Genomic DNA, 24,497 nt, shown 5'->3' on the forward strand with positions numbered 1-24,497 from the left:
TTGTAGCCGGGTTCCATGAGCAAATCCACGAGCCAATACCAGTTGAATGTGGACTCCACCACGACGCCCTCCATGGCGTCCTGGTAAGGGGCCAGGGCTTCCAGGACAGCTTCGCTGTCATTGGTGTTTTTCCTGGAGAAAACCTTTCTGCCGCGGTGATCCATAATCCCCATGTAATTATTGTTTGAATGCAGATCAATTCCCGTGTACAATTTCATTGGGCGTCTCCTCTTTTTGGGGTGAATGGTTTTGTGCAACTCCATCCTACCATTGCGGCTTACCCGCAATAAACAAAAAGGGTAGGCGCCTCTTATGATTATCAAATCTACGCTTGACGTTTGAGCCCTGGTAAGGCGGGTTTTATGCGGCGGTTTCTGCGGTTTTTTTGTTGGGTTTCGCGGAGAGAAATAACCAGTTAAAAGAGGGCCATCAAGACCAAGGTTATGGGCTTTCAAAATGTCTTGTCCACGCTCTACCCAACCTACATTTTTTCCATAAAGACAGTAGGTTGGGTTACGAAGTCCTACTATGGCGCTTCAAGGCGCCAATGAGGCTGTTGGACTTCAAACCCAACAAAAATTACCATATTCGCAGGGCGCACCAGGCACAGCAGCACCGTGCCTGGGCGCGCAAGCGCAGTTGGTGCGGCCTTTTTAACCATTAAAAACCTAAAATGCCGGGCAGGCGAACGGTCCATCCAAAACCAATTAAAAACAGGGTATCAACCAACTCCGTTCGCCCGCCGGCCGTCCCCGGCTCCAGCATTTTTCCCAGGCCGCGCCTTTTGTTGCTTCGCAACACAGGCAGCAAACAACGCTGCCTGCGCCACCCAAACAAAGGCGCCCACAGGGGGGCGCCGCTACAATGCCAATATGCCCCTTTCCACTCCTATTGCCCGTTCCCATGCTTTGCGCGGGAATACATATATAACTATCTGAAACAAAATAGATTCCTTGCACCCAGGCGCTTTTTTAAAAGAAAAACTGTAGGCGGGCGGTTCCAGCCCGAATGCAGGCAGAAAGGCCTTATTGGGGATACTCTTCCAAAACCTCGGTCAGGATTTCGTCCACGTACCGGATGTAGTCCATAACCTCCTGGGGAGCGTCCCCCATGGTGCAGATATTCCGAATCACCAGAAGAAACGGCGGCATGCGCCTTAAGTCGCGCACAACCTCCCAGCTCATGGCCTCGTCAATCTGAAACAGGGCTCGCGGCCCCTCGGTAAAATCCTGGGCTTCGGCCACGGAATCCCGCAAAAGCCCCCAGGCGCCTTGCAATTCGGAAAGAATGGTTTTTTCGCAACAAGTCATTTCTTCGTCAAAGGCCATGCCACACTCCTTTAATTATGCAGCGTCTTCCTGGCGCTGTTTCTTGTCCGTCCTATTGTTTTTCAAGGGCTTTTTGCAAGTCCATGGCTGTTTGAAGATCGATTTGCGCTTTTTCCGCTTCGTTCAGCTGCTGATGGGCCAAGCCCCGAAAATAATAAGCCTCGATAAATCCGGGATGCATCCCAATGACGTGAGAAAAATCCTCCACAGCTCCGTTGTAATCCTTGGTTCCGAATCGAATCACCCCTCGCTTCATGAGGCTTTTGTACAAGTCCTCGTGCCCCAGTTCTATGGCCTTATCCAGGTCCGGAATGGCCTGGTCAAACCTTTTTAATGAACTCCAGGCAAGCCCCCGATTGGAATAGGCCAGACCGTTTTTGGGATCCACAGTAATGGCCTGGCTATAGTCTTCAATGGCGCGCTCGACATCCCCCATGTCCGCGTATACGTTGCCCCTGTTGATGTAATTCAGGGCTGAATCGGGCAGCATATCCACGGCCTGGTCAAAATCCTGAAGCGCTTCGTCATAACGCCCGAGCGTCCAATACAAGGTTCCCCGGTTATTCAACGCAGGCGCGGCGTATTCCGGGGCATTTTGATTCAATTCCAGGTACCGCGTGTATTGCTCGATGGCGGCCAAATGCCTGCCCTTGCTTTCGGCAAAAAGGGCTCGCTCAAAATAGGAGGCGCCGGGTATGGAGCCGTCCTTGCCCGGAGCGGATGCGCAAGACGCCGTCCATACGCAAATGACGGCGGCCAATAAACATCTTGCCGCTGTTTTTTTTAATTTAACCAAAATTTCGGGCATGACAAGCAAGGCCTCCTGCACTCCCAAAAGAAGATTCAAATGCTTATGGACTAATATCAAAGACAAGGCTCTCCTGCAAGAAAACCAGGAAAATTCACGGATTTTCGGCGCGGCGGCCGTCCAAATGACTTGACACCAAGGCTCTTTGTGGTAAAGCCTGCCATGATGTAATGTTATACCTTGCGGCAGATAATGGGCGTCCTCAGGCCCGATTCTTTCTTCCCGGCGCAGTATTTCGGGATGATCAGGAGGAGTGAAGTGGAAGCGGTCCTGGTTTACATGACAGCCGGAAGCATGGAAGAAGCCCGGAAAATCGCCTCGGCTTTAGTAGAGGAAAGGCTGGCGGCCTGCGCCAACATCCTGCCTCAGATGGAATCGGTCTATCAATGGAAGGGCGAGATAGAAAACGACGCGGAGGTGGTGGTCATCGCCAAAACCAAGGCCTCCCTGGCTGAAAAACTGAACGCCCGGGTTTTGGAGTTGCACAGCTACGAAGTCCCCTGCGTGGTGACCATGCCCATCACGGGAGGCAATCCGGAGTTCTTAGCCTGGATCGGCGAGGAAACCCAACAGGAATGAATCCGGCCGCCGGAAGCCAATGCCGGGCGGGCCCGCGTTTTGAATATTGGCCAAGATTATCAATAAAGCACTGGAGGAAGCATGAAGTATAAAACCGAACAATCAAATTTCAGGTCCCAAAACGTAACCTGCGACGGCGAGTTTTTGCTGCCCCAGGGCGTAGAGAATCCGCCCGTGGTGGTTATGGCTCACGGCTTTTGCGCTGAAAAAGCCTTTAGGCTCTACGATTTCGCACAAGTTTTCCTGGAACGCGGCATCGCCGCCTTCCTGTTTGACTACCGCGGGTTCGGCAAAAGCGACGGTTTTCCGCGTCATCACGCAAGCCCCAAAAAACACGTTCAGGACTGGCACGCCGCCCTGGAGCACGTGCGCAAGTCCGGCCTGGTCAATCCTCATAAGATCGCCCTTTGGGGATCTTCCTTTTCCGGCGGTCACGTCCTGAAAGTGGCGGCCAAAGACCGCGCCGTCCGCGCCGTGGTTTCCCAGGTGCCCTTTACGGACGGTTTCGACACCTTGAGCATGTTAGGCCCCCAGTTTCTCGCCAAAGCAACCAAGGCCATTTCCAAGGATCTCTGGTCTGTTGTGAGCTTCGGCGATCCCATTTACATTCCCGCCGTGGGCGAGGTCGGCAGAGTGGCCGCCCTGAACCAGCCCGGCAACCTGGAAGGCTACCTGGCCATCATTCCCGAAGACTCGGAATGGGAAAACAAGGTCACGGCCCGCAGCCTGCTGGAAGCCGCCAAGTACCGCCCGGGCTTTGCAGCCGCCGAACTGCCCTGCCCGTCCTTGTTTGTGCTGGCAACCGAAGACAACCTGTGCCCTTACGACTCGGCCAAACGATTCGCCAAGGCCTCGCTGTACAGCGAAATCATGACCCTGGAATGCGGCCATTTTGACTTGTATCTGGGCGACCTGTTTGACAAGGTCTCCGCCGCGGAAGCCGACTTCCTGGAGAAAAACCTGGCCTAAGCGGGTCTGGGATACGGCGTTTGCCAAAAAATACAGCCGGGGCGCGGGAGGAAGCAGCATCCCCGCCCCGGTTTTTATTTTGATCCACCGGCCTGTAACAATAGATCCAACCTTTTAAAATTTTAAAACATATATATGAGGCGCGGTCATGCCATATAGTCCCTATACGGTCCCTGGGGTGAACTTTCGGGAGGAGTTTGTCAAGGTTTCAGACGGGGCGACCCTGAAAGTCGTGGAATTCATTCCCCCGGACGAAGATAAATCCCTGCCCGTCATGGTCTTTGTCGCGGGTTGGATTTCCATGATCAAAGGCTGGGCCGAAGTCTTGCAAGAGTTAACCCCCCAATTTCACACATTATACGTGGAAACGCGCGAAAAAATCAGCGCCTGCCTGCCTGACTTCAAAAACCTGGAGTTCTCCATTGAACGCATGGCAAAGGACGTGGCGGAGGTGGTGGACAAAATGATCCCTGTGGATCGCTCCTTCGCCTATGGGGGAAGCTCCCTGGGCTCCACCGTGGTGCTGGACCTCATGAGCCAGGATTTTCGGCAGCCGGTAACTGGGCTACTGGTCGGACCAGTGCCTGAGTTCCATTACCCGGCCTGGGGCGTGCCCATCATCCGGTACTCCCCCCCGTCCCTGTACCTTGTGGTCAAGCCCGTCATCAAATGGTATTTGAAGTACTTTCGTGTGGACAGAAAAAAGGAGCCCGAGCAGATCGCCAAATATTACGGAACCTTGGACGCCGCAGAGCCCGCCCGGCTTAAAGCCAACGCCTTAGCCCTGCATAGCTACAGCCTGTGGGACAAGCTGCCCAAGGTCAAGGCCCCGGTGGTGATCATCGGTACGGAAACGGACAGCCTCCACGGCCTGGACACCCTGGAAAAAACCGTGGAGCTTTTGCCCCAGGGAGAATTAGCGCTCATGGCCTCCAACAAAGACGCCCACAGCGCCAAAGCCGGCCAGCTTATGGTGGAACGGTTAAGCAGGATTGGATCTTAGTTTTTTCTGGATGTGCTACAATACAGAACAATCTGATATGCTTGACAAAATAAAATACTAGAGATATGCTTATTTCATTCAGGCATTTTAATAATACACTGACCCTTTTAAATTGCTGGGAAATATTAAAGGAGATATCATGTTCTCAGTTATTGTCAGTATTATCGCCGGGGCAATAGGCTATCTAATTGTGACTTTTCACTTCCAACCAATTTTAAGATTTAGAGCAGTACGATTTCAGATCATTTCCGATTTAGTATTCTATGCCAATGCTATTAACGCTGAGAATTTAAACGTAGAAATGCAAAAACGGGTAGAAGAGAGACGGGTTGCAAACAGAAGACACTCTGCTGACTTGGCCGGTATTTATTGCGAACTGCCTGTTTATTACAAATACTATCTTTCAAGAAGGGGAATGGATATAGAAAGAGCAATTAAGGTGTTGATTGGGCTTTCAAACACTTTGGAATTTGAACCAGCCAATAAGGCCATTGATAACATAAATAGATGTTTGCGGATAAAACCATTTGATTGATTGGTATAAATAATTATTTATACATGGATAAGAACGCACGAAAGGATTTATCAAAGTTCTCTTGGCCCGAGAGGTTGAAAGGAACGAAACATGGATAATCAAGAAAAAAAAATGACTATCCAGTTTACTGGGCGGACTGCAGAAAAGCATAAGGTTCCTGCCGCAGTGCTTAATCAGGTGTTATCCGGGCTCCAGCGAGCTGTTCATTTGCTCGCAATGCAACAGGAAGAAATGGAAGTCAGGCAAAAGGACAGAGTAACTGGAAAGTTAGAGGACAAATATGTTCTGTTATGTGGGACTCCTGAACCTGGCAGCCTGATAATTCCGATTACTTTGGGGGACCCAAGCAGCGACTTGTTTGCAGCACAGGACATAGAAGCTGTTGCTGTCAATTTGGAAAACTTCTGCAGGGCTGTAGAAAGCCAAGATAAAACCCAAATTCGTCGTATTATGCCAGATAAAGATCGCCGCAAAAGGCTGATGGAATCGGCCATTAAAATGATCCCAAAAGGGAGCACCGGGATTGAGGTTCGAGTGGGTTGGAATGGAGAGGCTTTTATGCACTCCAAACGGTTACTGCCAGCCTTACGTGACTTGTCCCTGCCCGTGGACCAAGTCGAGGAGCTACAGACCGTCACCGGCCGTTTAGTCCGTATAGATTTTGATGCCAGAAAGGTCACAATTTTTTATAGACCAACAGGAAGAGATTTGGAATGTATTTATGACGAAGCCGTAGAAGATATGCTTTTGGACCGGCCGAGAGAATTAATCCAGGTGACAGGGGTGATTCGATTGGATGAAAAAGGGTTGCCATACCAAATTGTGCAAGTTGAGGAGATTCATGATTTGATTCTTTCACGTTTTCATAGGGAAGAAGTGGAACTTCCCGAATCTGTATTGATCTTCGATCCTCCCTTGGTCTTGGAACCAGAGTTGGTTGAAGATGACCAACTTGTTTGTCTTAGAGATGCAACTTTAGGAATTGATGTATTTGCTTCAACCATTGAAGACTTAGCGGATGAATTGAATCAGGAAATCCGAATGCTGTGGAGAAGCTACGCTCTGGAGAATGATTCGGCACTCTCGCCCAAGGCATTAGAGTTAAAAAGAAATCTCTTAAAAAGAATCAGGGAGCAAGCAAAAAATGGATAAGCGGTCCGTGGAAAAAGGATTGCAAAAAAAAGGTTTTGTTAAAGATGGTGGGGATCATCATTACTTTGTCTATTTTTCCATGGAAGGGAAAAAGACCCCGGTGAAAACAAAGACCAGCCACGGCAGTTCCAAATATAAAACCCTTGGCGCTCCTCTTATCGCCCAGATGGCAAGGCAATGCAAACTGACAAAACAGGAGTTTACCGATCTAATTGAATGCCCGCTAAGCCAAAAGAAATATGAAGAACAATTGCTCGATCAAGAAATAATTTAGCCAACATTCTAATTCTGAATTGAAACGGGGAACAGTAAAACTGCTCCCCGTTTTTTTACCTATCAGTTTTTGCTGAAGTTGAAAACGATGTCTTCGCCCTGGGCGTCCACGGTGACGGTGGAGTCCGGGTGGATTTTGCCTTCCAGGATCAGGAGGGCGAGCTGGTTTTCCAGGCTGCGCTGGATGACCCTCTTGAGCGGCCTGGCGCCGTAAGCGGGGTCGTAGCCCTTTTGGCCCAGAAGGACCAAAGCCTCTTCCGTGATGACCAGGTTCACGTGCTGGTCGGTCAGGCGTTTGATCAGACGGTCGGTCTGAATTCTGACCACCTGGGCCAGGTCTTCCACAGTCAGGCTGTTGAATATCACGGTTTCGTCCACCCTGTTCAGGAACTCGGGGCGGAAGGTGGCGCGTAATGCGTCCATGACCCGTTTGCGCATTTCCTCGGGATTGCTCCCCAGCTCCTGGATAAACTGGCTGCCCACGTTGGACGTCATGATGATGATGGTGTTCTTGAAGTCCACGGTCTTGCCGTGTCCGTCGGTCATGCGTCCGTCGTCCAGGATTTGCAGGAGCACGTTGAATACGTCCGGGTGCGCCTTTTCGATTTCGTCAAACAGGATGACGGAATACGGCCTGCGGCGGACGGCTTCGGTCAGGTATCCGCCTTCGTCGTAGCCCACGTAGCCCGGAGGGGCGCCGATGAGGCGCGACACCGAGTGCTTTTCCATGTACTCGCTCATGTCCACGCGGACAATGGCCTGATCGTCGTCAAAGATGAACTCCGCCAGGGCTTTGGCCAATTCGGTCTTGCCCACGCCCGTGGGGCCCATGAAAATAAAGGAGCCTATGGGGCGGTTGGGGTCCTGAAGCCCGGACCGGGCGCGGCGCACCGCGTTGGATACGGCCACGATGGCGTCGTTCTGACCGATCACCCGTTTTTCCAGGCGGCTTTCCATGCGGACGAGCTTTTCCTTTTCGCTTTCCAGCATTTTGGAAACCGGAATGCCGGTCCAGCGGGACACGACCTCGGCCACGTCCTCGTCGTCCACCTCTTCCTTGAGCATTTTGCGGTCCCGCTGCAGTTCCGCCAGTTTGGCGTGGGCCTGCTCCATGGCCTGCTTGAGTTCGTTGGCCTTTCCGTAGCGAAGTTCCGCCACCCGGTTCAAGTCGCCCTGACGTTCGGCCTGCTCCTCCTCGATGCTGAGGCGTTCCTGGGCTTCCTTGATCTTGGTGATCTCGTCGATGGCTTCCTTTTCGTTTTGCCAGTGGTATTTCATCTCGCGCATGGATTCTTCCATCTCCGAGATTTCCAGTTCCAGCTTGGCCAGACGCTCCTTGCTGGCGGCGTCCTTTTCCTTTTTCAAAGCCTGGCGCTCAATCTGAGCCTGGGTGATCCTGCGCTGCACCTCGTCGATTTCCTGGGGCATGCTGTCGATCTCTATGCGCAGTTTGGAGGCGCATTCATCCACCAGGTCAATGGCCTTATCCGGCAGGAAACGATCCGAGATGTACCGGTCCGAAAGCGTGGCCGCGGCCACGATGGCGGCGTCGGTAATTCGCACGCCGTGGTGCACTTCGTATTTTTCCTTTAGTCCGCGGAGGATGGAAATGGTATCCTGCACCGTGGGCTCGGCCGCGAAAACCGGGGCGAATCGGCGTTCCAGGGCCGCGTCTTTTTCGATGTACTTGCGGTACTCGTTCAGGGTGGTTGCGCCCACGCACCGCAGGCTGCCCCTGGCCAGGGCCGGTTTGAGCATGTTGGAAGCGTCCATGGCGCCTTCGGTTGCGCCCGCGCCCACCAGGGTGTGCATTTCGTCGATGAACATGATGACTTCGCCTTCGGCGTCCTCGACTTCCTTAAGCACGGCTTTCAGCCGGTCCTCAAACTCGCCGCGGTACTTGGCGCCTGCAATCAGGGAGCCCATGTCCAGGGCGACCAAACGGCGGTTTTTCAGAGATTCGGAGACGTCGCCCCGCACAATCCGCTGGGCCAGGCCTTCCACAATGGCGGTCTTGCCCACGCCTGGCTCGCCGATGAGCACCGGGTTGTTTTTGGTGCGGCGGCTTAACACCTGGACGATGCGGCGGATTTCGTCGTCCCGGCCGATGACCGGGTCCAGCTTGCCGATGCGGGCCAGTTCGGTGAGATCCCGGGAGTATTTTTCCAGGGCCTGATATTTTTCCTCCGGGTTCTGGTCCGTAACCCTTTGGGAGCCCCGGATGTTCTGGAGCACCTTCAGCAGGGTGTCTTTGGTAATGCCGTGGGACGCCAGGGTGCGGGAGGCGTCTCCGTGCTTTTCATCGGCTATGGCCAGGAGGATGTGCTCCAGGCTTACGTATTCGTCCTTCATTTTGCCGGCTTCGGCCATGGCGTTTTGAAGGACCTGTTTGGACCTGGGGGACAAGTAGCTTTCGCCCGCCCCGGCGCCGCTCACTCTGGGCATTCTTTCTATTAACGCCGCGAACTCATTGGCTACGCCGTCGGGAGAAACGCCCATTTTCCGAAACATGGATCTGGCCATGCCTTTGTCTTCCATAAGCATGGCCGAGACAAAATGCTCGGGCTCTATTTGTTGGTGTCCCTGGGTAACGGCCAGGTTTTGGGCCTCGCCCAATAATTCCTGGGACTTAATGGTGAATTTGTCAAAACGCATTGGTACGACTCCTTATATAAAATGGAAATATCCCAAGTTACCGGGTAGTTATCTTTCTTTCATCAAAAAATAATCACTTGCGTTTCCTTGTCAAATCGCGATAAGGGGTAAAAAGGGAAAAAAGGCGTTTTTCCATGATGCATCTGTGCGCAATCGTGAACCGCAACATTGGCCCGGGGCAAATACCATGAAAATCAATATATTGGGATCGGGAACCTGCGTACCGTCTTTAGAGAGAAGCACCTGCTCCGCCCTGGTCAGCGTGGGGAGCAGCCGCCTGCTTTTCGATTCCGGGGCCGGAACCATGCGCCGCCTTTTGGAGACGGGGCATACGATCCAGGACGTAACCCACATATTCTACAGCCATTTGCACCCGGACCACGTGGGGGAATTCGTTCCTTTTCTGTTTTCGACCAAGTATCCGAAGGAATACGGCAGGCGGACGCCTTTTTCCGTAATCGCCGCCAGGGGCTTTATGGATTTTTACAAAAACCTGCAAAGCGCCTTCGGCGATTGGATTGTCCTGGACCCGGAAATCATGGAAATTATGGAAATGGACGCCGCAGGGCCGGATCGGCGGGACTTTGCGGATTTTACCGTGGAAACGCGTCCCATGGAGCATACGGATCAGAGTGTGGGCTTCCGAATCAACGCCGGAAGGAAGTCCTTTGTGTATTCCGGGGATTCGGACTATTGCCGGGACCTGATCGACTTGTCCCGGGGTGCAGACCTTTTACTGTGCGAGTGCGCACTGCCTGACGATAATAAGGTTCCGGGCCATTTAACGCCTTCCCAGGCGGGGGAGATCGCCGCCCGGGCGGAGGTGAAAAGGCTGGTACTTACGCATTTTTATCCGGAATGCGACGAAGCGCCCGTCTTCGACCAATGCCGGAAGACCTGGAGCGGCCCTTTGGACCTGGCTCAAGACCTGATGGAGATCCTAATCTGATGCGGTATTATCCGGTGATGCTGGACGTCACGGACAAAAAATGCGTGGTGATCGGAGGCGGCGCCGTGGGCGCCCGCAAGGCGAAAACCCTGTTGGAATGCGGGGCCAGGGTAACGGTAATCAGCCCCCGGGCTCACGATTCCCTGATGGACCTGGCCGCTCAGGGGGAAATCATCCTGCACGCCAGGGGATACAAGAGTTCGGACCTGGACGGGGCTTTTTTGTTGATCGGCGCCACGGACGACGCGGATCTAAACGAAAAAATCAGCCGGGACGCGCATCAAAACAATCTGTTATGCAATATTGCCGACCGGCCCGGGGACTGCAATTTTATTTTGCCGTCCATTGTCAATCAAAAGGATTTGGTGATAGCTATATCCACGTGCGGGCAAAGTCCGGCTTTTGCGAAGAAAATCCGCCAGGACCTGCAATGCATGTTCGGGGCGGAGTACGGCGTCTTCCTGGAGTTGATGGGAGCGGTCAGGAAAAAGCTATTGGCCCAATCCCACGCTCCGGAGGAGCACAAAGGCCTGTTCAATAAGTTAATCAGCGGCGGCCTTTTGGATCTTCTGGCCGCCCGGGACGAAAACGGAGCGGATGTATTGTTGAAAGAAATATTAGGGGCAGGCTATTCCGTGCATGAGTTGGTGGGAGGCCTGAACGATGGATTTGAATGCACGGAGGCTGAGTGAGCCAGTCGCCCAATAGACAGCACCGGGATAACGCCCATCCCTGGGCGAAGTATACGGATTCCAAAGTTCCGGAGCATTTAGAGGATTCTGAAGACCCGGAATTCTCCCGCTCAGGATCCATTGCTTTCGTTGTTACGCTTATTTTTGGATTCGGGCTGATTTTTTTCTTCACGAAAACCAGGGGGGCTGTTACCGGCTTTGACAAGGGCGACGTTGTCTGGGCGGGCGCCGTGACCATTTTCATTGCATTCTGGGTTCGGTCGATGTCCGGAAACGGTCTGAAAACATACGCCAAGCAGGCGCTGATCTGGTTTGGCATCATATTGGCCTGCGTGACCCTATACGCTTATAAAGCGGAATTGGGCGCCGTAAAAGACAGGGTGGTTTCCGTGCTGATTCCCGACCAGGGCATGGCGGTTTCGGAAAACTCCCATGTTTATACAAAGGCCGGCAACGGCCACTTTTACATCCAGGGGCAGGTAAACGGCGTTCCGATTATCTTCCTGGCGGATACGGGGGCCACGAACGTGGTTCTGGCCAAAAGGGATGCGGAAAGAGCCGGTTACGACGCGGAAACGCTGGTTTACGACAGGCAGGCATCAACGGCCAACGGGTTGGTTGACACCGCCAGGATTGAGTTGGACGAACTGCGGGTTGCAGGTTTTGTCCTGGATAATTTGCCGGCCTATGTTAATGATTCCGAGTTGGACGAGTCTTTGCTCGGCATGAATTTTTTCTCCCGCCTGGAAGGGTATGAGGTGGAGGGCGACGCTCTCACCATCAGGTGGCGCGGCGCAAAACAGCCCTGACGGCCAAGGTTGTTTATTCCGGTTTAACGGAGGCGATTTGTATATGCTGTTTGTTCTTGCTTTATCAGCCTATGTAACGGGTTTTTTCGGATACCTGGGATACCTGATTTTTCATCAGGAGATTTACCATAAGGTCGGGCATTACTTTTTTGTCCTGGGGCTGGGCATTCAAACCTTTGTGCTTCTATCCAGCTTTATGGTTTCCGGGGTCATGCCAGTGGAAAACCTGCGGGAGACGCTTTGCTTTACGGCCTGGGCCATAGCCTTGATATACGTGGGCTTTAATCTGCGTTTCCGCTTGATGGTTTTAGGAGCTTTTGTGGCGCCCCTGGTTTGCGGAATCATGATCGCCTCTTCCCTGTTTTCAGGCTCGTCCGCCGTGTCTCCGGATTTGTTAAAAGGCGTGTGGACCTTTGTGCACATCACGGCCATATTTTTGGGCGACGGCGCCTTTATCCTGGCCGCCTGCGTGGGAATTATCTATCTCATGCAGGAACGGGCCATCAAGAAAAAGCAGCATGGTTTTATATATCACAGGCTTCCTTCCCTGGAAGTTCTGGACAAGATGGGGTATGCATGCGTGGCCTTTGGGTTTCCCATGCTCACCTTTGGCATGATAGCCGGCTTTATCTACGCCCAGTCCGTCTGGGGCAAATGGTGGAGTTGGGACCCCAAGGAGCTTTGGTCCGTGGTGACGTGGCTGTTTTATGCAGCCCTGCTTCACGAGCGCCTTACCGTGGGCTGGAGAGGAAAACGCGCGGCGGTCATGGCCATAATCGGGCTGGCGGTTGTGCTTATAACCTTTGGCGTAAATTTCTTTTTACTCGGCCATCATACGCAGTTCACCAAGTTTTGATATGGATATTGTATTAGTAGGCTTAAATCATAAAACCGCCCCGGTGGATGTCCGGGAGTGCTTTGCCTTTGACTCTTTGGAAGCAGACGCGGGTTTAAAAGAGCTCAGCCGGATTCCGGAACTCACGGAGGCCGTGTTGATTTCCACCTGCAACCGGGTGGAGGTTGCGGCGGCGTGCCAGGATCCGGATCAAGGCGTTGCGGCTATCAAGGATTTTTTTTCCCGCACCAAAAGCATGCCGTTGGAAAATTTTGAGCAAAACCTGTTTGTGTATAAGGGCGACGAGGCGGTTCAGCATGTTTTCAGGGTGGCCTCCAGCCTGGACTCCATGGTGCTGGGGGAGCCCCAGATCCTTGGGCAGATGAAGGAATCGTACAGGCTCGCCACCCAGGCCAAAACAACGGGAGCAGTCCTCAACCGGCTTATGCACCGCTGCTTCATGACCGCCAAACGGGTCAGGAAGGAAACCGGCATTGGGGACCACGCGGTGTCCATCAGCTACGCGGCGGTGGAGCTGGCCCGTAAAATTTTCGGGGAGTTGACGGACAAGAAGGTGCTGCTTATCGGCGCCGGCGAAATGGCGGAGCTGGCCGTGGAGCACTTGTTGAACCATCGCGCGGCCGGCGTTTTTGTAGCCAACCGCACCTTTGAAAGAGCCGTGGCTTTGGCGGAGAGGTTCCGTGGAACGCCGATCCGGCTGGAGGAGGTGGAGGAGCATCTTAAAATCGCAGACATCATCATCAGCTCCACGGGCGCTCCCGGCTACGTGCTTGAAAAAAAGGACGTGAAAAAGGTGCTCCGGGCCAGGAAAAACAGGCCGTTGTTCTTCATCGACATCGCCGTGCCCAGGGATATCGACCCGGCCATCAACAATCTTTCCAATAATTTCGTGTATGACATTGACGACCTGCAGGGCGTGATCGACCGCAACATCGACGAAAGGCAAAAAGAGGCGATCCGGGCCGAACGCATTGTGGATGAAAACGTCATCAAATACCGCACCTGGCTGGAGGGGCTGGACATCGTTCCCACCATAGTCAGCCTCCAGAAAAAACTGGAAGCCATCCGGCAGGCTGAAATGGCCAAAACCCTGGCCCATGTCACCGGTTTGGATGAAAATGGAAAAGAAGCCATCGACCGGCTGACCCAGTCCATTATCAACAAGGTGATGCACGACCCCATCCAGTTTTTAAAGGCGGGCGGACATAGGGAAAAGCAAAAAAAGGAAGTTCTTGGCTTTACCCGGGACATATTTAATCTGAACAATTCCGAAAATGGCGATGAAATTTCGCCGGACGAGGAGTAGCATAAAGTGAATAATACGGTTTTCATGTTTCCCGGCCAGGGCTCCCAGTTTGTGGGCATGGGGCAGGATTTTCACGACGAATTCGTTTTCGTCCGCGAGCTCTTCGACATGGTGGAGGAGCTGTGCAAGCGCCATATCCGGCGCCTGTGCTTTAACGGCCCCATGGAAGACCTGACGGAAACCGTCAACCTTCAGCCGGCCATTACAGCCGTCAACCTGGCTTGTATGGAAGCCATAGCCAGGGAGGGCGTCAAGCCCTCGCTGACGGCCGGGCACAGCCTTGGAGAGTACAGCGCTCTTAAATGCGCCGGGGCCATTTCCGCCGAGGATTGCTTTAAGCTGGTTTTTAAACGGGGCGAGTTGATGCATCGGGAGGCCTGCGCCAATAAAGGAACCATGGCGGCTGTCATGGGGCTGGATATCAAGGCGGTGTCTGCCATTGTGGAGCAGGCGCAAAGCGCCGGGATCGTTTCCGTGGCCAATCACAACACCCAAAACCAGATCGTCATCACAGGCTCGCCTGACGGGGTCAAACAGGCTTGCGTTTTGGCCAAAGAGCAAAAAGCCCGGGCCATTCCCTTGAAAGTAAGCGGGGCCTGGCACAGCGCGTTGATGCGAGGCGCCAAAGAGGAATTCGCCGCCTATCTGGACGAGTTCGCCTTTAACAAACCTGAATGCCCGGTGGTGATGAACGTAACGGGCGAGCTCTGTTACGGCGCCGCGGAACTCAAAGATATTATGTCGGTCCAGTTGACCAGCCCGGTCAAGTGGTGCGACTCCCTGCTTGGCATGCAGGCGTCCGGGACGGAAGTCTTTGTGGAAATCGGCCCGAAAAACGTGCTTACGGGCATGGTTAAAAAAGTCCTGGATGACAAGGAAAGGCCCTGCGTCGTGCATAATGTGCAGGACTTGAAAAGCCTGGAGGCTTTCCTGAAAGCCGTGGCCTAAAACATCCACGTCACGCCGGGAGGACGGCTTTTTAATTATTGCGTTGGAAACCCCTTCGTTGGGTTTCGCATGAGTGTTTTCGGCGTTGAACATTAGTCCGGCGGAAAACGGGCAGCCTCCTTAGGAAAGGTCTTGCAAGCTCTATCTCAACCTACTATTTTTATGGATAAAAAGCAGGTTGGGTTAAGAAGTCCGGCTTCCAAGCATCACTCAGCCTTCGTTGACTTTGGACTTCGAACCCAACAAAACAGAGAGGCTGCTGCGGCCTCCATTCTTCGTCATCCCCGTGGAGGGAGGCGGGGGGATGATTGCGGTTGTTTTGCAATCGTCATGACGCACTTCCGGAAACGGGGCCCAGAGTCATTCTGAAATTTTGCCAGGTACATCTTAAAAACCTAGAACGGGGGAAAACATGCCCAAACAAATATCAAGGACGTTTTGGCTTTCCGTAATTTTGCTGCTTACGATCTTCGCCGTTCCGTGCTCGGCCGGGTATGTCACCCTTGAAACCCAGCTTGGCGCTCAGGCCACGGGCAGCCGCGTGGAGATAGCAGCCAGGATCTCCAACCTGGGCAATGACCCCGCCAACTTTGTGACGGCCGAACTGGAGGTGCTGGGCGAAAGAATCACCGGCCAGGCCGTCCCGCGGGAAAAAGTGATCGAAAACGTCAAAAAGGCCGGAGCGGCAAGTCTTCTTGACTATCATGGCCTTCAATTGCAAAGCAGCGCGGATACACTTAATTCCAAACAGTGCGTGGTGTTTACCTACACGCTGGAGCTACCCCAAGGCGTCCAGGGATCTTTTCCGGCTATTTTGCACATAGGCTACAGGGACCTGAACAGCCTGCCCTTTTCCTCTTTGGCCGGAATAATCGTTAAAACGCCCGGCGCGCCGGAGCCTGGAGTCCAGGCAAAACTGCGAGAGAAGCCCGGCAGCGCAAATCCTCTCATACTGATTACCCTGACCAACACGACCCAAAACGTCATTCAAGCCAAAGCGCGCCTGGCTGCGCCGGACTCTCTGTCCTGTAAAAAACCCTTGCGCAGCCTTACCCTGCTTCCCGGCAAGCCCGTTCTGGTGGACTTTGAAGTGGAAAACCTGGCTGACAGGGCCGGGGATCATGCGCTGTTTTTCATCCTGGAGTATGACGACGGCGGCTATCATCGCTGTTTGCTTTCCACGACAACGTTAAAGGTAAAGCCTCGCGACCATTGGTTTAGCAGAACCCGATCCTGGTGGATGGGCCTGGATGCTATCCTTGCATGCCTTTTCGGCGGGGTCTGGCTTTTTTCCTGGCGGAGGCCCTCAGTTTAAAGCATTTCTTCCTGTAAGCGATTCATATTCCCATTGCTTTTTTTATACGCTGTGCTAAAGGATTTCCATCCATCTCAAAAGACGCCGGATCAAAAAATTTTCTTTTAATACGAGGTGAAAATGAAGACTATGAAATCCTGGATGACTACGTTTGCAGTGCTCGCGATGGCCCTGTGCCTGGGAGCTTTCCCGGCCATGGCCGACGATGTAACCGACGCTATTAACGAAGGGGTGAATCAGTACAAAGCGGGCAATTATTCCGAAGCCGCAAGCCAGCTGGACTACGCCGCTCAGTTGATTCGCCAGAAAAAAGGCGGGGACCTGGAAACCATGTTCCCTAAACCCCTGAGCGGATGGACCGCTGAAGACGCCACTTCCACGGCCGCAGGAGCAGCCATGTTCGGCGGAGGCGTTACGGCCCAGCGCAATTATTACAAGGATGGGAGCAACATTACCATCAACATTATGACGGACTCCCCGGCCATGCAGGGCATGATGATGATGCTGTCCAATCCGGCGTTTGCGTCCTCTTCCGGCATGAAGCTGGACAAGGTGAACGGCCAGCGCGCCATGTACGAATATGACGCTGCCAACCAAACCGGTGAAATGACCATTGTCGTCAATAACAAGTATCTCATCACAGTAAACGGCGATGTGGTTTCTCTGGACGAAATCAAGGCCTACGCCGGGGCCATTGACTTTGATAAGCTGGCCGCTATGCAATAACAGCTCTCTAAAAAATTTCTGAAAAGAAAGCCTGGGCGCGCGAGGGGCGTTGTCCGGGCTTTTTTTGTCTCAAGGGGTCATGGGATCAATTCTTGCAAGTCAATTTTGATGAGCAAAAACAACGCTGCTAAAAAAAGGGGTTTGCCATGAATATATTGATCGCCGAAGACGACTCCACTTCACGCCATTTTTTGGAGGCCATCCTGACCCAATGGGGCTACGAAACAACGACCGCGAAAAACGGCGCAGAAGCGTGGAAGATGCTCCAGGAGAAAAAATTTTCCTTGTTTCTCCTGGATTGGATGATGCCTGAAATGGATGGGTTGGAGCTGTGCAGAAAAATCCGGTCTTTATGCGAGGGCGACAATTACATTATTCTCCTTACCGCCCGCAAGGATCCCAAGGACATTGTATCCGGCCTGGAAGCGGGCGCCGACGACTACATTTGCAAGCCGTTCAACCGATTGGAGCTGCAGGCCAGGATCAAGGCCGGCCGCCGGGTTCTGGACTTGCAACGCGCTCTGGCGGCTCAGGTGGAATCCCTCCAATTGGCCATGGCGCAAATCAAAACCCTGGAGGGCATTCTGCCCATCTGCATGTATTGCCATAAAATCCGGACGGATAAAGAAAGCTGGCAGCGTATAGAGAAATATCTGTCGGACCATACGGACCTAATGTTCAGCCACGGCCTGTGCCCCGAATGCAAGGCAAAGTGCATGGTAGAGGAGGGAATAACCCCAGAGGATATGGACGACGCCCACAGGGAATATAATGACTGATGAATCCGTCTATTTTTTTTTCATCCATCCTATGCTGATAGCGCCGATAAATAAAAGGCCCAGCACCATGGCGTAATATCCACCGGGCCTGCCGTTGGCCACGCCTGTCGCCCCAAAAAAGATGCAGGCCAGGCCCAGGCCTCCTGCGATCACAGCCGCGGGGGTGATTTTTGTTTTTTTCGCCGGAACTTCCTGGCTTGCATCCTTAAAGCCTTTGCTCTTCTTGCCTTTTTTCTTAGCCATATCCCTCTCACAACAACGGAGCAAAAATTCTGCCCAGGCCGTAAGCCAGTTCCTTGAACGGACTTGCCTTGGTTTGCCTGGGCAAACAGTGGCTCAAAAGCCATCCCATCCAGGCGTCCACCTCGCGGATGACCGCCGGGGTATAGATAGCCAAAGCCACCTCATAATTCAATAAAAGACTGCGCATATCCATGTTGGCGGAGCCCACCACGGCCACGGTGTCATCTACGATGATGGCCTTTGCGTGAAGCATCCCCGGCTGATACAGCATGACCGAGACGCCCGCCTCCTGCAAATAGGTCAGATAGGCCGCCCTGGCGAGATCGGCCATTAAATGGTTCGAGCGCCTGGGGATGATAATTCTTACATCCACGCCCCGGCGGGCCGCAATGCTTAAGGCCTGCACCAAGAGTTCGTCCGGGACGAAATAAGGGGTGACGATCCATGCACGGGTTTCAGCCTTAAAAATCCAGGTGAGTAAAGAATCCCGGAGGGAATCCCCCTTGACGTCCGGGCCGCTGGCGATGACCTGCAGCGTAGCCTGGCGCCTGTCGCTGTTTTCCCAGGGAGGAATGACGGACTCGGGCAGGGTTTCGCCGGAGGCGAATTTCCAGTCCGAGCGGAAAACCGTCTCAAGATTGGCCACGACGGGTCCTTCCACCATCATGGCCATATCCAGCCAACGTCCGGGCGCCATTTTAGGCCCCATGTACTCATGAGCCAGGTTCATGCCGCCCACAATGGCCGACCTGCCGTCCACGGTCAGGATTTTTCTGTGATTCCGCAGATTGGCCCGCCCCCGGAAAGGCAGCCGCATCATGGGCATAAAAAAATCGACTTTGCCTCCGGCGGCCGTTAAGTGGCGCGTAAAGCGGCGATTGATCTTCATGGAGCCCAAGGCGTCCATGAGCAGGCGCACGCGGACTCCCTGGGAAGCCTTGGCGGCCAGGGCTTCAATAAGCCAACTGCCGGTCCTGTCCTTGCCCATAATGAAGGTGGCGAGGTATACTGACTCCTGAGCCTCTTCTATAAGGCGGATGGTTTCGTGAAAGGCGTGGACCCCGTCGGACAGCAACACCGTGGAATTTTTGGCGTAAGGCCTGAACACCCCATGGCGTTTATTCTGGATATAGGCGCCTGGAGCCAGTTCTCCCGAATCTATGGTTTGCTCCGGCTCGGGCAAAAGAGGCTTGCTTTCTATCATGTGTTGGGTTTTGCGGCCTCCGAAAAGGAGGTACAGCGTAACCCCAAGCACCGGCACGAAGATAATGGCCATCAACCAGGCCAGGGTGCTTGGCGGAGATCGGCGGGTCATAAGGATGTGGGCCAAAACGAGCACCGCCAAAATAAAGCCCAGGGCCGGCAGGAGGTTGACGGATATCCATGCCCAATAAGAGGAGGTAAGGTCCATAGTCTCTGTTGTTTTGTTGGAGAAAATAGGCCGTTATAGGGTTATTTGGTTTGTACCTTGCAATTGAAGATTCGTCAACCATGTTTGGAACAGGCAAAGGGCGTTTTACTTGCAAAATGGGTTGCATTTTTTATTGGCTGTATTAAATAGGGGAGTCCAAACCTGTAATTGTTAGGAATAGTTAAGAGGATAACAACCATGGCAAAGCCCGACCATACTCAGAATACAAGCCCGGATGACGAGAGCAAGGAAAAAGGCCTGGACTTCATCCGCACTATCATCGCCAAGGACAATGAATCCGGCAAGCACGGCGGCAAAGTGGCCACCCGGTTTCCGCCGGAGCCCAACGGCTATTTGCACATCGGGCACGCCAAGTCCATCTGCCTGAATTTCGGCATAGCCGGAGAACACGAAAAAGGCACGTGCAATCTACGCTTCGACGACACCAACCCAACCAAGGAGGACGTGGAATACGTAGACTCCATTATGGAAGACGTCCGCTGGATGGGTTTTGGCTGGAACGAGTTGCACTATGCTTCGGATTATTTCGAGCAGTTGTACGAGTTTGCCGTGGAGTTGATCAAAGCGGGCAAGGCCTACGTGTGCGATCTCTCCCCGGAGGAAATCCGCGCATACCGCGGAACCCTGAAAGAGCCGGGAAAGAACAGCCCTTACAGGGACCGTACGCCCGAGGAAAACCTGGACCTGTTCCAGCGTATGCGGGCCGGCGAGTTCGAGGACGGCTCCCGGGTGCTCAGGGCTAAAATCGACATGGCCGCCCCTAACCTGATTCTGCGCGATCCCACCTTGTACCGGATTCGCAGGGCCCATCATCATCGGACGGGCGATAAATGGCTGATCTACCCCATGTACGATTTCACCCATTGCCTTTCCGACGCCATTGAAGGCATCACCCATTCCATTTGCACCCTGGAGTTTGAGAATAACCGGGCTTTATACGACTGGGTCCTGGATAACGTGAGCGCCCCCTGCCATCCTCAGCAGATCGAGTTTGCAAGGCTCAACCTGAGCCACACGGTTCTTTCCAAACGCAAGCTCATTCAGCTTGTGGAAAAGGGCCTGGTGAACGGCTGGAGCGATCCGCGCATGCCCACCATCTCCGGGCTTCGCAGAAGAGGCTATCCGCCCGAGGCGCTGCGCAATTTCTGCGATCGCATCGGCGTGGCCAAAAGGGATTCCATGGTGGACATGGCTCTCTTGGAGTTCTGCGTCAGGGAGCACTTGAACGAAGTCGCACCCCGGGTCATGGGCGTGCTGAATCCTTTGAAAGTGGTCATCACCAACTATCCCGAAGGGGAATCCGAAGAACTGGACTGCCCGCTGCATCCCACTGACCCGAGCCAGGGAAGCAGGATGCTGCCTTTCTCGGGCGAGTTGTACATCGAGCGGGAAGACTTTATGGAGGATCCGCCCAAGAAATTCTTCCGCCTCTCCCCCGGCAAGGAAGTGCGGCTGCGGTACGCCTATTTCATCACCTGCCAGGAAGTGATCAAGGACGAGAACGGCGAGGTTGTCGAGCTTCGCTGCACCTATGACCCGGCCACCAAGGGCGGAGACGCCCCGGACGGCCGCAAGGTCAAGGCCACGCTTCACTGGGTTTCGGCCAGGCACGCCTGCACTTCGGAAGTCAGACTCTACGAGCATTTGTTCACCCAGGAAAACCCCAACGACGTGGAAGAAGGCAAGGATTTCACCGACTATATCAATCCCGATTCCCTGAAGGTTCTCAAGGACTGCAAGGTGGAGCCCAGCCTGGCCAATGCCGGCCCCGGCTACCAGTGCCAGTTTGAGAGAATGGGATACTTTTGCGTGGACTCCGTCGATCCCGACACCGGGTTGGTCATCTTCAATCGCACCGTCACACTTCGGGACCAATGGGCGAAAATCCAGAAATCCCAGCAGCCCCAGCCTAAAAAAAACAATAAGAAGAAAAAGAAATAAAAACGCATATCCGCCGCGCCCCGGATCGGACCGGTTATTCAGCCGGTACGGTTCGGGGCGGGCCGTCAATGTTTTGCCGGTCCGGATCGACGGAATTTTGTCAGGCGGAAAACCGCGGCGCATTCGCTTGTTTTCAGGGAAATGAAAGCCAAGAAAATCAAAACTTGATTTTCCGGCGGGAAATTGAGACTCTTTAATATTGGGGCAAGGCCCCCGGCGAGTGCTAATCCGCCTGACCTTGTCATAACCCTATGCAGCCGAAACCTGCGGCTGACTTATCCGGCCGGCGAAAAACGGCCGAGGATAAAAAAAACAGGAAAAATCATGGGCCAATCAACCATAGAACAAGCTAAGGAAGTTCTTAAAATAGAAGCGGAAGGCGTGCTGGAGCTGGCGGAGAAGATCGACGAGGGATTTTCCGCCATGGTGGATTTGATCATGGACTGCAAGGGCCGGGTGATTGTCGGCGGAATCGGCAAGTCCGGCATTGTGGGCCGGAAGATCGTGGCCACCTTAAACAGCACGGGCACCCGCTCCATGTTTTTGCATCCCGTGGAAGCCATGCATGGTGATTTGGGCATGGTCTGCGGAGACGATCTTTTTCTGGCGCTTTCCAACAGCGGCGAGACCGACGAATTGAACATTTTGGTGCCCAGCATCCAAAAAGCGGGTTGCAAGGTCATCGCTTTTACCGGCAACGTCAATTCCACCCTGGCCAAATACAGCGACATCGTCATTGACGTGGGCGTACAACGGGAAGCCTGCCCCCTGGGCCTGGCCCCGACCTCCAGCACCACCGCACTATTAGCCATGGGCGACGCCCTGGCCGTGGTGCTCATCAACAAACGCAACTTCAAGTCCAGCGACTTCAAACGCTTTCACCCCGGCGGGCACCTGGGCCAGCGCCTGTCCGCCAAGATCAAGGATATCATGCTCACCGGCGACGACGTTCCCTGCGTGCTGGAAGACACCATCATGACCGAGGCCATCGCCGAGATGGACCGCCTGGACCTGGGCACGACCCTGGTCACGGACAAGGACGGCGCCCTCAAAGGCATTATCACGGACGGAGACCTGCGCCGTTTTCTCACCCGGGGCAACGGAGTGGAGAAAAAGACGGCCAAGGACGTGATGACGCCCACGCCCAAGGCGGTGACCTCCCATTCCAAGGTGAGCGAGGCTCTGAACCTGATGGAAGCCCACCTGATCACCGTGCTGCCCGTGGTGGGGGAGAAGAATCAGGTCCTTGGAATTCTCCATGTGCATGACATTCTGGGCAAGGGAGAGGTCCGGTTTAACGGCCATTAATCCCGAGGCATGGACATTGCATCCGCTGTATTGACGCTGTTTCCCTAATATTTTTTCTGACCGCGCGCGTTATCATGAGGACTGGCAATGAATCCGGAACTAACCGACACCATAATCAAAACCCTGGGAGAGGCCAAAATCGCCTCCCCGGTCCGCAAATCCGAAAACGGAAAGCCCGAGTGCAGCTTTCAGCCAGACGAGGACCGGGTGCTGGTGGAAATCAACGCCGAAAAAATCCTGGAGCAAATCCGCCTGGGCATCGAGCCCGCCTCCTTCGAAAAGGCCGGCCCCAGAAGCCATATCTTTTTCGACCCCAGCAAGGTCCGGTGCGCCATCGTCACCTGCGGCGGCCTGTGCCCGGGCCTGAACGACATCATCCGGGCCATCGTCCTGGAGCTCACCTACGGCTACGGCGTGCGCGGCATTTACGGAATAAGGTACGGCCTGGCCGGATTCATCCCGGAATACCGGTACGACGTGGTGGACCTGACGCCCGCGGAAGTGGAGGACATCCACGGATCGGGCGGCACCGTGCTGGGTTCCTCCCGGGGCCCCCAGGACATCGGCCAGATTGTGGATTGCCTGGAACGCATGAACGTGGGCATTTTGTTCACCGTGGGCGGAGACGGCACCCTCATGGCCTCCACGAAGATTTGCGACGAAATCGCCAAACGCGGCCTTAAAATCAGCGTGGTGGGCATACCCAAGACCATCGACAACGACATCTTTATGGTGGGCCGCTCCTTTGGGTTTGAGACCGCCGTGGAAATGGCCACCGCCGCCATTCGCACCGCCCATACCGAGGCCGTGGGATATCCCAACGGCATCGGGCTGGTCAAGCTCATGGGCCGCCATTCCGGGTTCATCGCAGCCCACGCGGCCCTGGCGCAGCAGGACGTGAACTTTGTCCTGGTTCCGGAAGTGGATTTCGACCTGAAAGGGGAAAACGGATTTTTAAAAACCCTGGAAACCCGCCTTTTGGACCGGGGCCACGCCGTAGTCGTCGCCGCCGAAGGGGCCGGGCAAAAATTCTTCGAAGGGGAAAACGCCGAGCGGGACGCTTCCGGCAACCTGAAGCTCCACGATATCGGCATGTTCTTAAAAAGCGAAATCGCCCGCTACTTCGACTCCATCAACATGGAGATCAACCTCAAATTCATCGATCCCAGCTACATGATTCGCAGCCATCCGGCCAATTCCAACGATAACGTGTTTTGCAGCTTCCTGGCCCGGAACGCCGTCCACGCCGGAATGGCCGGCAAAACCCGACTCCTCGTGGGGTATTGGCACGACCAGTTCGTCCACGTGCCCATGGACGCCTCGGCCGGAAAACGCAAACGCATCGACCCCAACGGCCGCCTGTGGATGAGCGTCCAGGAAGCCACCGGCCAACGCAGCATGACCAATGATCATGAGCCGTGTAAATGATGCGCCGTTATTTTTTTTTGCAGCTTTGACTCAACTCTGGGCTAAAGGTAGATGAATGGCAGAACTCCTGCCAAGGTGTTTTGGGCTGAATTGCCAAAGCCAAAAATAAAAAAGGAACAAGCTCCCAACGCCAAAGGCGCGGCGTAATTCACAACCCGCCAGGGAGCGGATGTGTCAGGTGATACCCGTCACTGTACAACCTGGGTTTCATGAATTTGACCTACCGTATATTGCAAGATTTTGGGGGATGAACATCTTGTTTCATGCAAAATACGTTAACCCCAGTTTACGATTTTATCGATAAAAATCAATAATTTGTTTGTTTTTCAAGGGCGACTAACCAACGAACAACGGATTTTGGGGGACGGGGATTTTTGGGGACGTCCCTTAACAACGTACTAACTTTTATATACATTTTTACTATAGTAGATTGGAAAATATTAATAATTCAAACCACCTATCT

At 53.8% G+C, this 24,497-nt stretch carries 24 protein-coding genes; 18 read left to right on the top strand and 6 right to left on the bottom strand.

Annotated features, from left to right (window positions below; all coding sequences use genetic code 11):
• From BUE18_RS25640 to BUE18_RS25655, 3 genes are all read right to left on the bottom strand, one after another.
• On the bottom strand, nt 1–218 hold a 218-nt coding region (locus BUE18_RS25640; protein WP_139264939.1), incomplete at its 3' end, for an IS110 family transposase.
• Nucleotides 219–1,025: 807 nt separating this feature from the next.
• Entirely contained in the window at nt 1,026–1,328 is a 303-nt protein-coding gene (locus BUE18_RS25650; protein WP_073478994.1) for a hypothetical protein, read from the bottom strand.
• 52 nt (nt 1,329–1,380) lie between these two features.
• Complete coding sequence (locus tag BUE18_RS25655) at nt 1,381–2,202, bottom strand: tetratricopeptide repeat protein (RefSeq protein WP_139264941.1); 822 nt, start codon at nt 2,200–2,202, stop codon at nt 1,381–1,383.
• Between the two features lie 192 nt (nt 2,203–2,394).
• On the opposite strand from BUE18_RS25655, the gene cutA reads away from it, so the two are divergent.
• From cutA to BUE18_RS25685, 6 genes are all read left to right on the top strand, one after another.
• On the top strand, nt 2,395–2,715 hold the full coding sequence (cutA, locus tag BUE18_RS25660) for a divalent-cation tolerance protein CutA (protein ID WP_073478996.1): 321 nt from the start codon (nt 2,395–2,397) through the stop codon (nt 2,713–2,715).
• Nucleotides 2,716–2,796: 81 nt separating this feature from the next.
• The gene (locus BUE18_RS25665; RefSeq protein ID WP_073478997.1) at nt 2,797–3,684 is read left to right on the top strand and encodes an alpha/beta hydrolase; all 888 of its coding nucleotides are present in this window, start codon (nt 2,797–2,799) and stop codon (nt 3,682–3,684) included.
• Between the two features lie 148 nt (nt 3,685–3,832).
• Nucleotides 3,833–4,687 carry an alpha/beta fold hydrolase gene (locus BUE18_RS25670; protein ID WP_139264943.1) on the top strand — a complete coding sequence of 285 codons (855 nt, stop codon included), beginning with the start codon at nt 3,833–3,835 and terminating at the stop codon, nt 4,685–4,687.
• 139 nt (nt 4,688–4,826) lie between these two features.
• Nucleotides 4,827–5,222 (top strand): hypothetical protein, encoded by a 396-nt coding sequence (locus BUE18_RS25675; RefSeq protein WP_073478999.1) that lies wholly within the window; start codon nt 4,827–4,829, stop codon nt 5,220–5,222.
• Nucleotides 5,223–5,312: 90 nt separating this feature from the next.
• Nucleotides 5,313–6,374 (top strand): BAR domain-containing protein, encoded by a 1,062-nt coding sequence (locus tag BUE18_RS25680; RefSeq protein ID WP_073479000.1) that lies wholly within the window; start codon nt 5,313–5,315, stop codon nt 6,372–6,374.
• Nucleotides 6,367–6,648, top strand: a complete 282-nt coding sequence (locus BUE18_RS25685; protein WP_073479001.1) for a hypothetical protein — start codon at nt 6,367–6,369, stop codon at nt 6,646–6,648. Before BUE18_RS25680 ends, BUE18_RS25685 begins: the two co-directional genes overlap by 8 nt.
• 62 nt (nt 6,649–6,710) lie before the next feature.
• Here the strand turns inward: BUE18_RS25685 and clpB are convergent, their stop codons facing one another.
• Complete coding sequence (clpB, locus tag BUE18_RS25690) at nt 6,711–9,302, bottom strand: ATP-dependent chaperone ClpB (RefSeq protein ID WP_073479002.1); 2,592 nt, start codon at nt 9,300–9,302, stop codon at nt 6,711–6,713.
• Between the two features lie 187 nt (nt 9,303–9,489).
• Between clpB and BUE18_RS25695 the strand changes: the two genes are divergently transcribed.
• From BUE18_RS25695 to BUE18_RS25735, 9 genes are all read left to right on the top strand, one after another.
• Nucleotides 9,490–10,251: an MBL fold metallo-hydrolase gene (locus BUE18_RS25695; protein ID WP_083611294.1), complete on the top strand. Its 762-nt coding sequence runs from the start codon at nt 9,490–9,492 to the stop codon at nt 10,249–10,251.
• Nucleotides 10,251–10,943 (top strand): precorrin-2 dehydrogenase/sirohydrochlorin ferrochelatase family protein, encoded by a 693-nt coding sequence (locus BUE18_RS25700; protein WP_073479003.1) that lies wholly within the window; start codon nt 10,251–10,253, stop codon nt 10,941–10,943. The genes BUE18_RS25695 and BUE18_RS25700 overlap by 1 nt, the downstream gene beginning before the upstream one ends.
• On the top strand, nt 10,940–11,752 hold the full coding sequence (locus tag BUE18_RS25705) for a retropepsin-like aspartic protease family protein (RefSeq protein WP_073479004.1): 813 nt from the start codon (nt 10,940–10,942) through the stop codon (nt 11,750–11,752). The genes BUE18_RS25700 and BUE18_RS25705 overlap by 4 nt, the downstream gene beginning before the upstream one ends.
• Nucleotides 11,753–11,795: 43 nt before the next feature.
• Complete coding sequence (ccsB, locus tag BUE18_RS25710; protein ID WP_073479005.1) at nt 11,796–12,608, top strand: c-type cytochrome biogenesis protein CcsB; 813 nt, start codon at nt 11,796–11,798, stop codon at nt 12,606–12,608.
• Nucleotide 12,609: 1 nt separating this feature from the next.
• Entirely contained in the window at nt 12,610–13,914 is a 1,305-nt protein-coding gene (gene hemA / locus BUE18_RS25715; RefSeq protein WP_073479006.1) for a glutamyl-tRNA reductase, read from the top strand.
• Between the two features lie 6 nt (nt 13,915–13,920).
• Nucleotides 13,921–14,862 (top strand): ACP S-malonyltransferase, encoded by a 942-nt coding sequence (gene fabD / locus BUE18_RS25720; RefSeq protein WP_083611296.1) that lies wholly within the window; start codon nt 13,921–13,923, stop codon nt 14,860–14,862.
• A 412-nt stretch (nt 14,863–15,274) separates the two neighbouring features.
• On the top strand, nt 15,275–16,177 hold the full coding sequence (locus BUE18_RS25725) for a COG1361 family protein (protein WP_073479007.1): 903 nt from the start codon (nt 15,275–15,277) through the stop codon (nt 16,175–16,177).
• Between the two features lie 120 nt (nt 16,178–16,297).
• Complete coding sequence (locus tag BUE18_RS25730; protein WP_170868469.1) at nt 16,298–16,903, top strand: hypothetical protein; 606 nt, start codon at nt 16,298–16,300, stop codon at nt 16,901–16,903.
• 146 nt (nt 16,904–17,049) lie between these two features.
• Complete coding sequence (locus BUE18_RS25735) at nt 17,050–17,682, top strand: response regulator transcription factor (RefSeq protein WP_073479009.1); 633 nt, start codon at nt 17,050–17,052, stop codon at nt 17,680–17,682.
• A 9-nt stretch (nt 17,683–17,691) separates the two neighbouring features.
• Here the strand turns inward: BUE18_RS25735 and BUE18_RS25740 are convergent, their stop codons facing one another.
• Nucleotides 17,692–17,925: a hypothetical protein gene (locus tag BUE18_RS25740; RefSeq protein ID WP_073479010.1), complete on the bottom strand. Its 234-nt coding sequence runs from the start codon at nt 17,923–17,925 to the stop codon at nt 17,692–17,694.
• A gap of 7 nt (nt 17,926–17,932) precedes the next feature.
• A complete protein-coding gene (locus BUE18_RS25745) occupies nt 17,933–19,336 on the bottom strand; it encodes a phospholipase D-like domain-containing protein (RefSeq protein WP_073479011.1) in 1,404 nt (467 codons plus the stop codon).
• A 198-nt stretch (nt 19,337–19,534) separates the two neighbouring features.
• Between BUE18_RS25745 and BUE18_RS25750 the strand changes: the two genes are divergently transcribed.
• From BUE18_RS25750 to BUE18_RS25760, 3 genes are all read left to right on the top strand, one after another.
• The gene (locus BUE18_RS25750) at nt 19,535–21,298 is read left to right on the top strand and encodes a glutamine--tRNA ligase/YqeY domain fusion protein (RefSeq protein WP_073479012.1); all 1,764 of its coding nucleotides are present in this window, start codon (nt 19,535–19,537) and stop codon (nt 21,296–21,298) included.
• A gap of 324 nt (nt 21,299–21,622) precedes the next feature.
• A complete protein-coding gene (locus BUE18_RS25755; RefSeq protein WP_073479013.1) occupies nt 21,623–22,606 on the top strand; it encodes a KpsF/GutQ family sugar-phosphate isomerase in 984 nt (327 codons plus the stop codon).
• 87 nt (nt 22,607–22,693) lie between these two features.
• A complete protein-coding gene (locus BUE18_RS25760; RefSeq protein WP_073479014.1) occupies nt 22,694–24,034 on the top strand; it encodes an ATP-dependent 6-phosphofructokinase in 1,341 nt (446 codons plus the stop codon).
• Nucleotides 24,035–24,497: the final 463 nt, after the last annotated feature.

This window comes from Desulfatibacillum alkenivorans DSM 16219 (assembly GCF_900142135.1).
Classification (GTDB): Bacteria; Desulfobacterota; Desulfobacteria; order Desulfobacterales; family Desulfatibacillaceae; genus Desulfatibacillum; species Desulfatibacillum alkenivorans.

Excerpts from the sequence above, each read along its gene's own strand:
- BUE18_RS25725 (WP_073479007.1), top strand. The coding sequence starts at position 15,275 with ATGCCCAAACAAATATCAAGGACGTTTTGGCTTTCCGTAATTTTGCTG.
- BUE18_RS25760 (WP_073479014.1), top strand. The coding sequence starts at position 22,694 with ATGAATCCGGAACTAACCGACACCATAATCAAAACCCTGGGAGAGGCC.
- BUE18_RS25675 (WP_073478999.1), top strand. The coding sequence starts at position 4,827 with ATGTTCTCAGTTATTGTCAGTATTATCGCCGGGGCAATAGGCTATCTA.
- clpB (WP_073479002.1), bottom strand. The coding sequence starts at position 9,302 with ATGCGTTTTGACAAATTCACCATTAAGTCCCAGGAATTATTGGGCGAG.
- BUE18_RS25730 (WP_170868469.1), top strand. The coding sequence starts at position 16,298 with ATGAAGACTATGAAATCCTGGATGACTACGTTTGCAGTGCTCGCGATG.
- hemA (WP_073479006.1), top strand. The coding sequence starts at position 12,610 with ATGGATATTGTATTAGTAGGCTTAAATCATAAAACCGCCCCGGTGGAT.
- BUE18_RS25695 (WP_083611294.1), top strand. The coding sequence starts at position 9,490 with ATGAAAATCAATATATTGGGATCGGGAACCTGCGTACCGTCTTTAGAG.
- BUE18_RS25740 (WP_073479010.1), bottom strand. The coding sequence starts at position 17,925 with ATGGCTAAGAAAAAAGGCAAGAAGAGCAAAGGCTTTAAGGATGCAAGC.
- BUE18_RS25755 (WP_073479013.1), top strand. The coding sequence starts at position 21,623 with ATGGGCCAATCAACCATAGAACAAGCTAAGGAAGTTCTTAAAATAGAA.
- BUE18_RS25665 (WP_073478997.1), top strand. The coding sequence starts at position 2,797 with ATGAAGTATAAAACCGAACAATCAAATTTCAGGTCCCAAAACGTAACC.
- BUE18_RS25685 (WP_073479001.1), top strand. The coding sequence starts at position 6,367 with ATGGATAAGCGGTCCGTGGAAAAAGGATTGCAAAAAAAAGGTTTTGTT.
- BUE18_RS25735 (WP_073479009.1), top strand. The coding sequence starts at position 17,050 with ATGAATATATTGATCGCCGAAGACGACTCCACTTCACGCCATTTTTTG.
- BUE18_RS25700 (WP_073479003.1), top strand. The coding sequence starts at position 10,251 with ATGCGGTATTATCCGGTGATGCTGGACGTCACGGACAAAAAATGCGTG.
- BUE18_RS25670 (WP_139264943.1), top strand. The coding sequence starts at position 3,833 with ATGCCATATAGTCCCTATACGGTCCCTGGGGTGAACTTTCGGGAGGAG.
- ccsB (WP_073479005.1), top strand. The coding sequence starts at position 11,796 with ATGCTGTTTGTTCTTGCTTTATCAGCCTATGTAACGGGTTTTTTCGGA.
- BUE18_RS25750 (WP_073479012.1), top strand. The coding sequence starts at position 19,535 with ATGGCAAAGCCCGACCATACTCAGAATACAAGCCCGGATGACGAGAGC.
- BUE18_RS25650 (WP_073478994.1), bottom strand. The coding sequence starts at position 1,328 with ATGGCCTTTGACGAAGAAATGACTTGTTGCGAAAAAACCATTCTTTCC.
- BUE18_RS25680 (WP_073479000.1), top strand. The coding sequence starts at position 5,313 with ATGGATAATCAAGAAAAAAAAATGACTATCCAGTTTACTGGGCGGACT.
- BUE18_RS25745 (WP_073479011.1), bottom strand. The coding sequence starts at position 19,336 with ATGGACCTTACCTCCTCTTATTGGGCATGGATATCCGTCAACCTCCTG.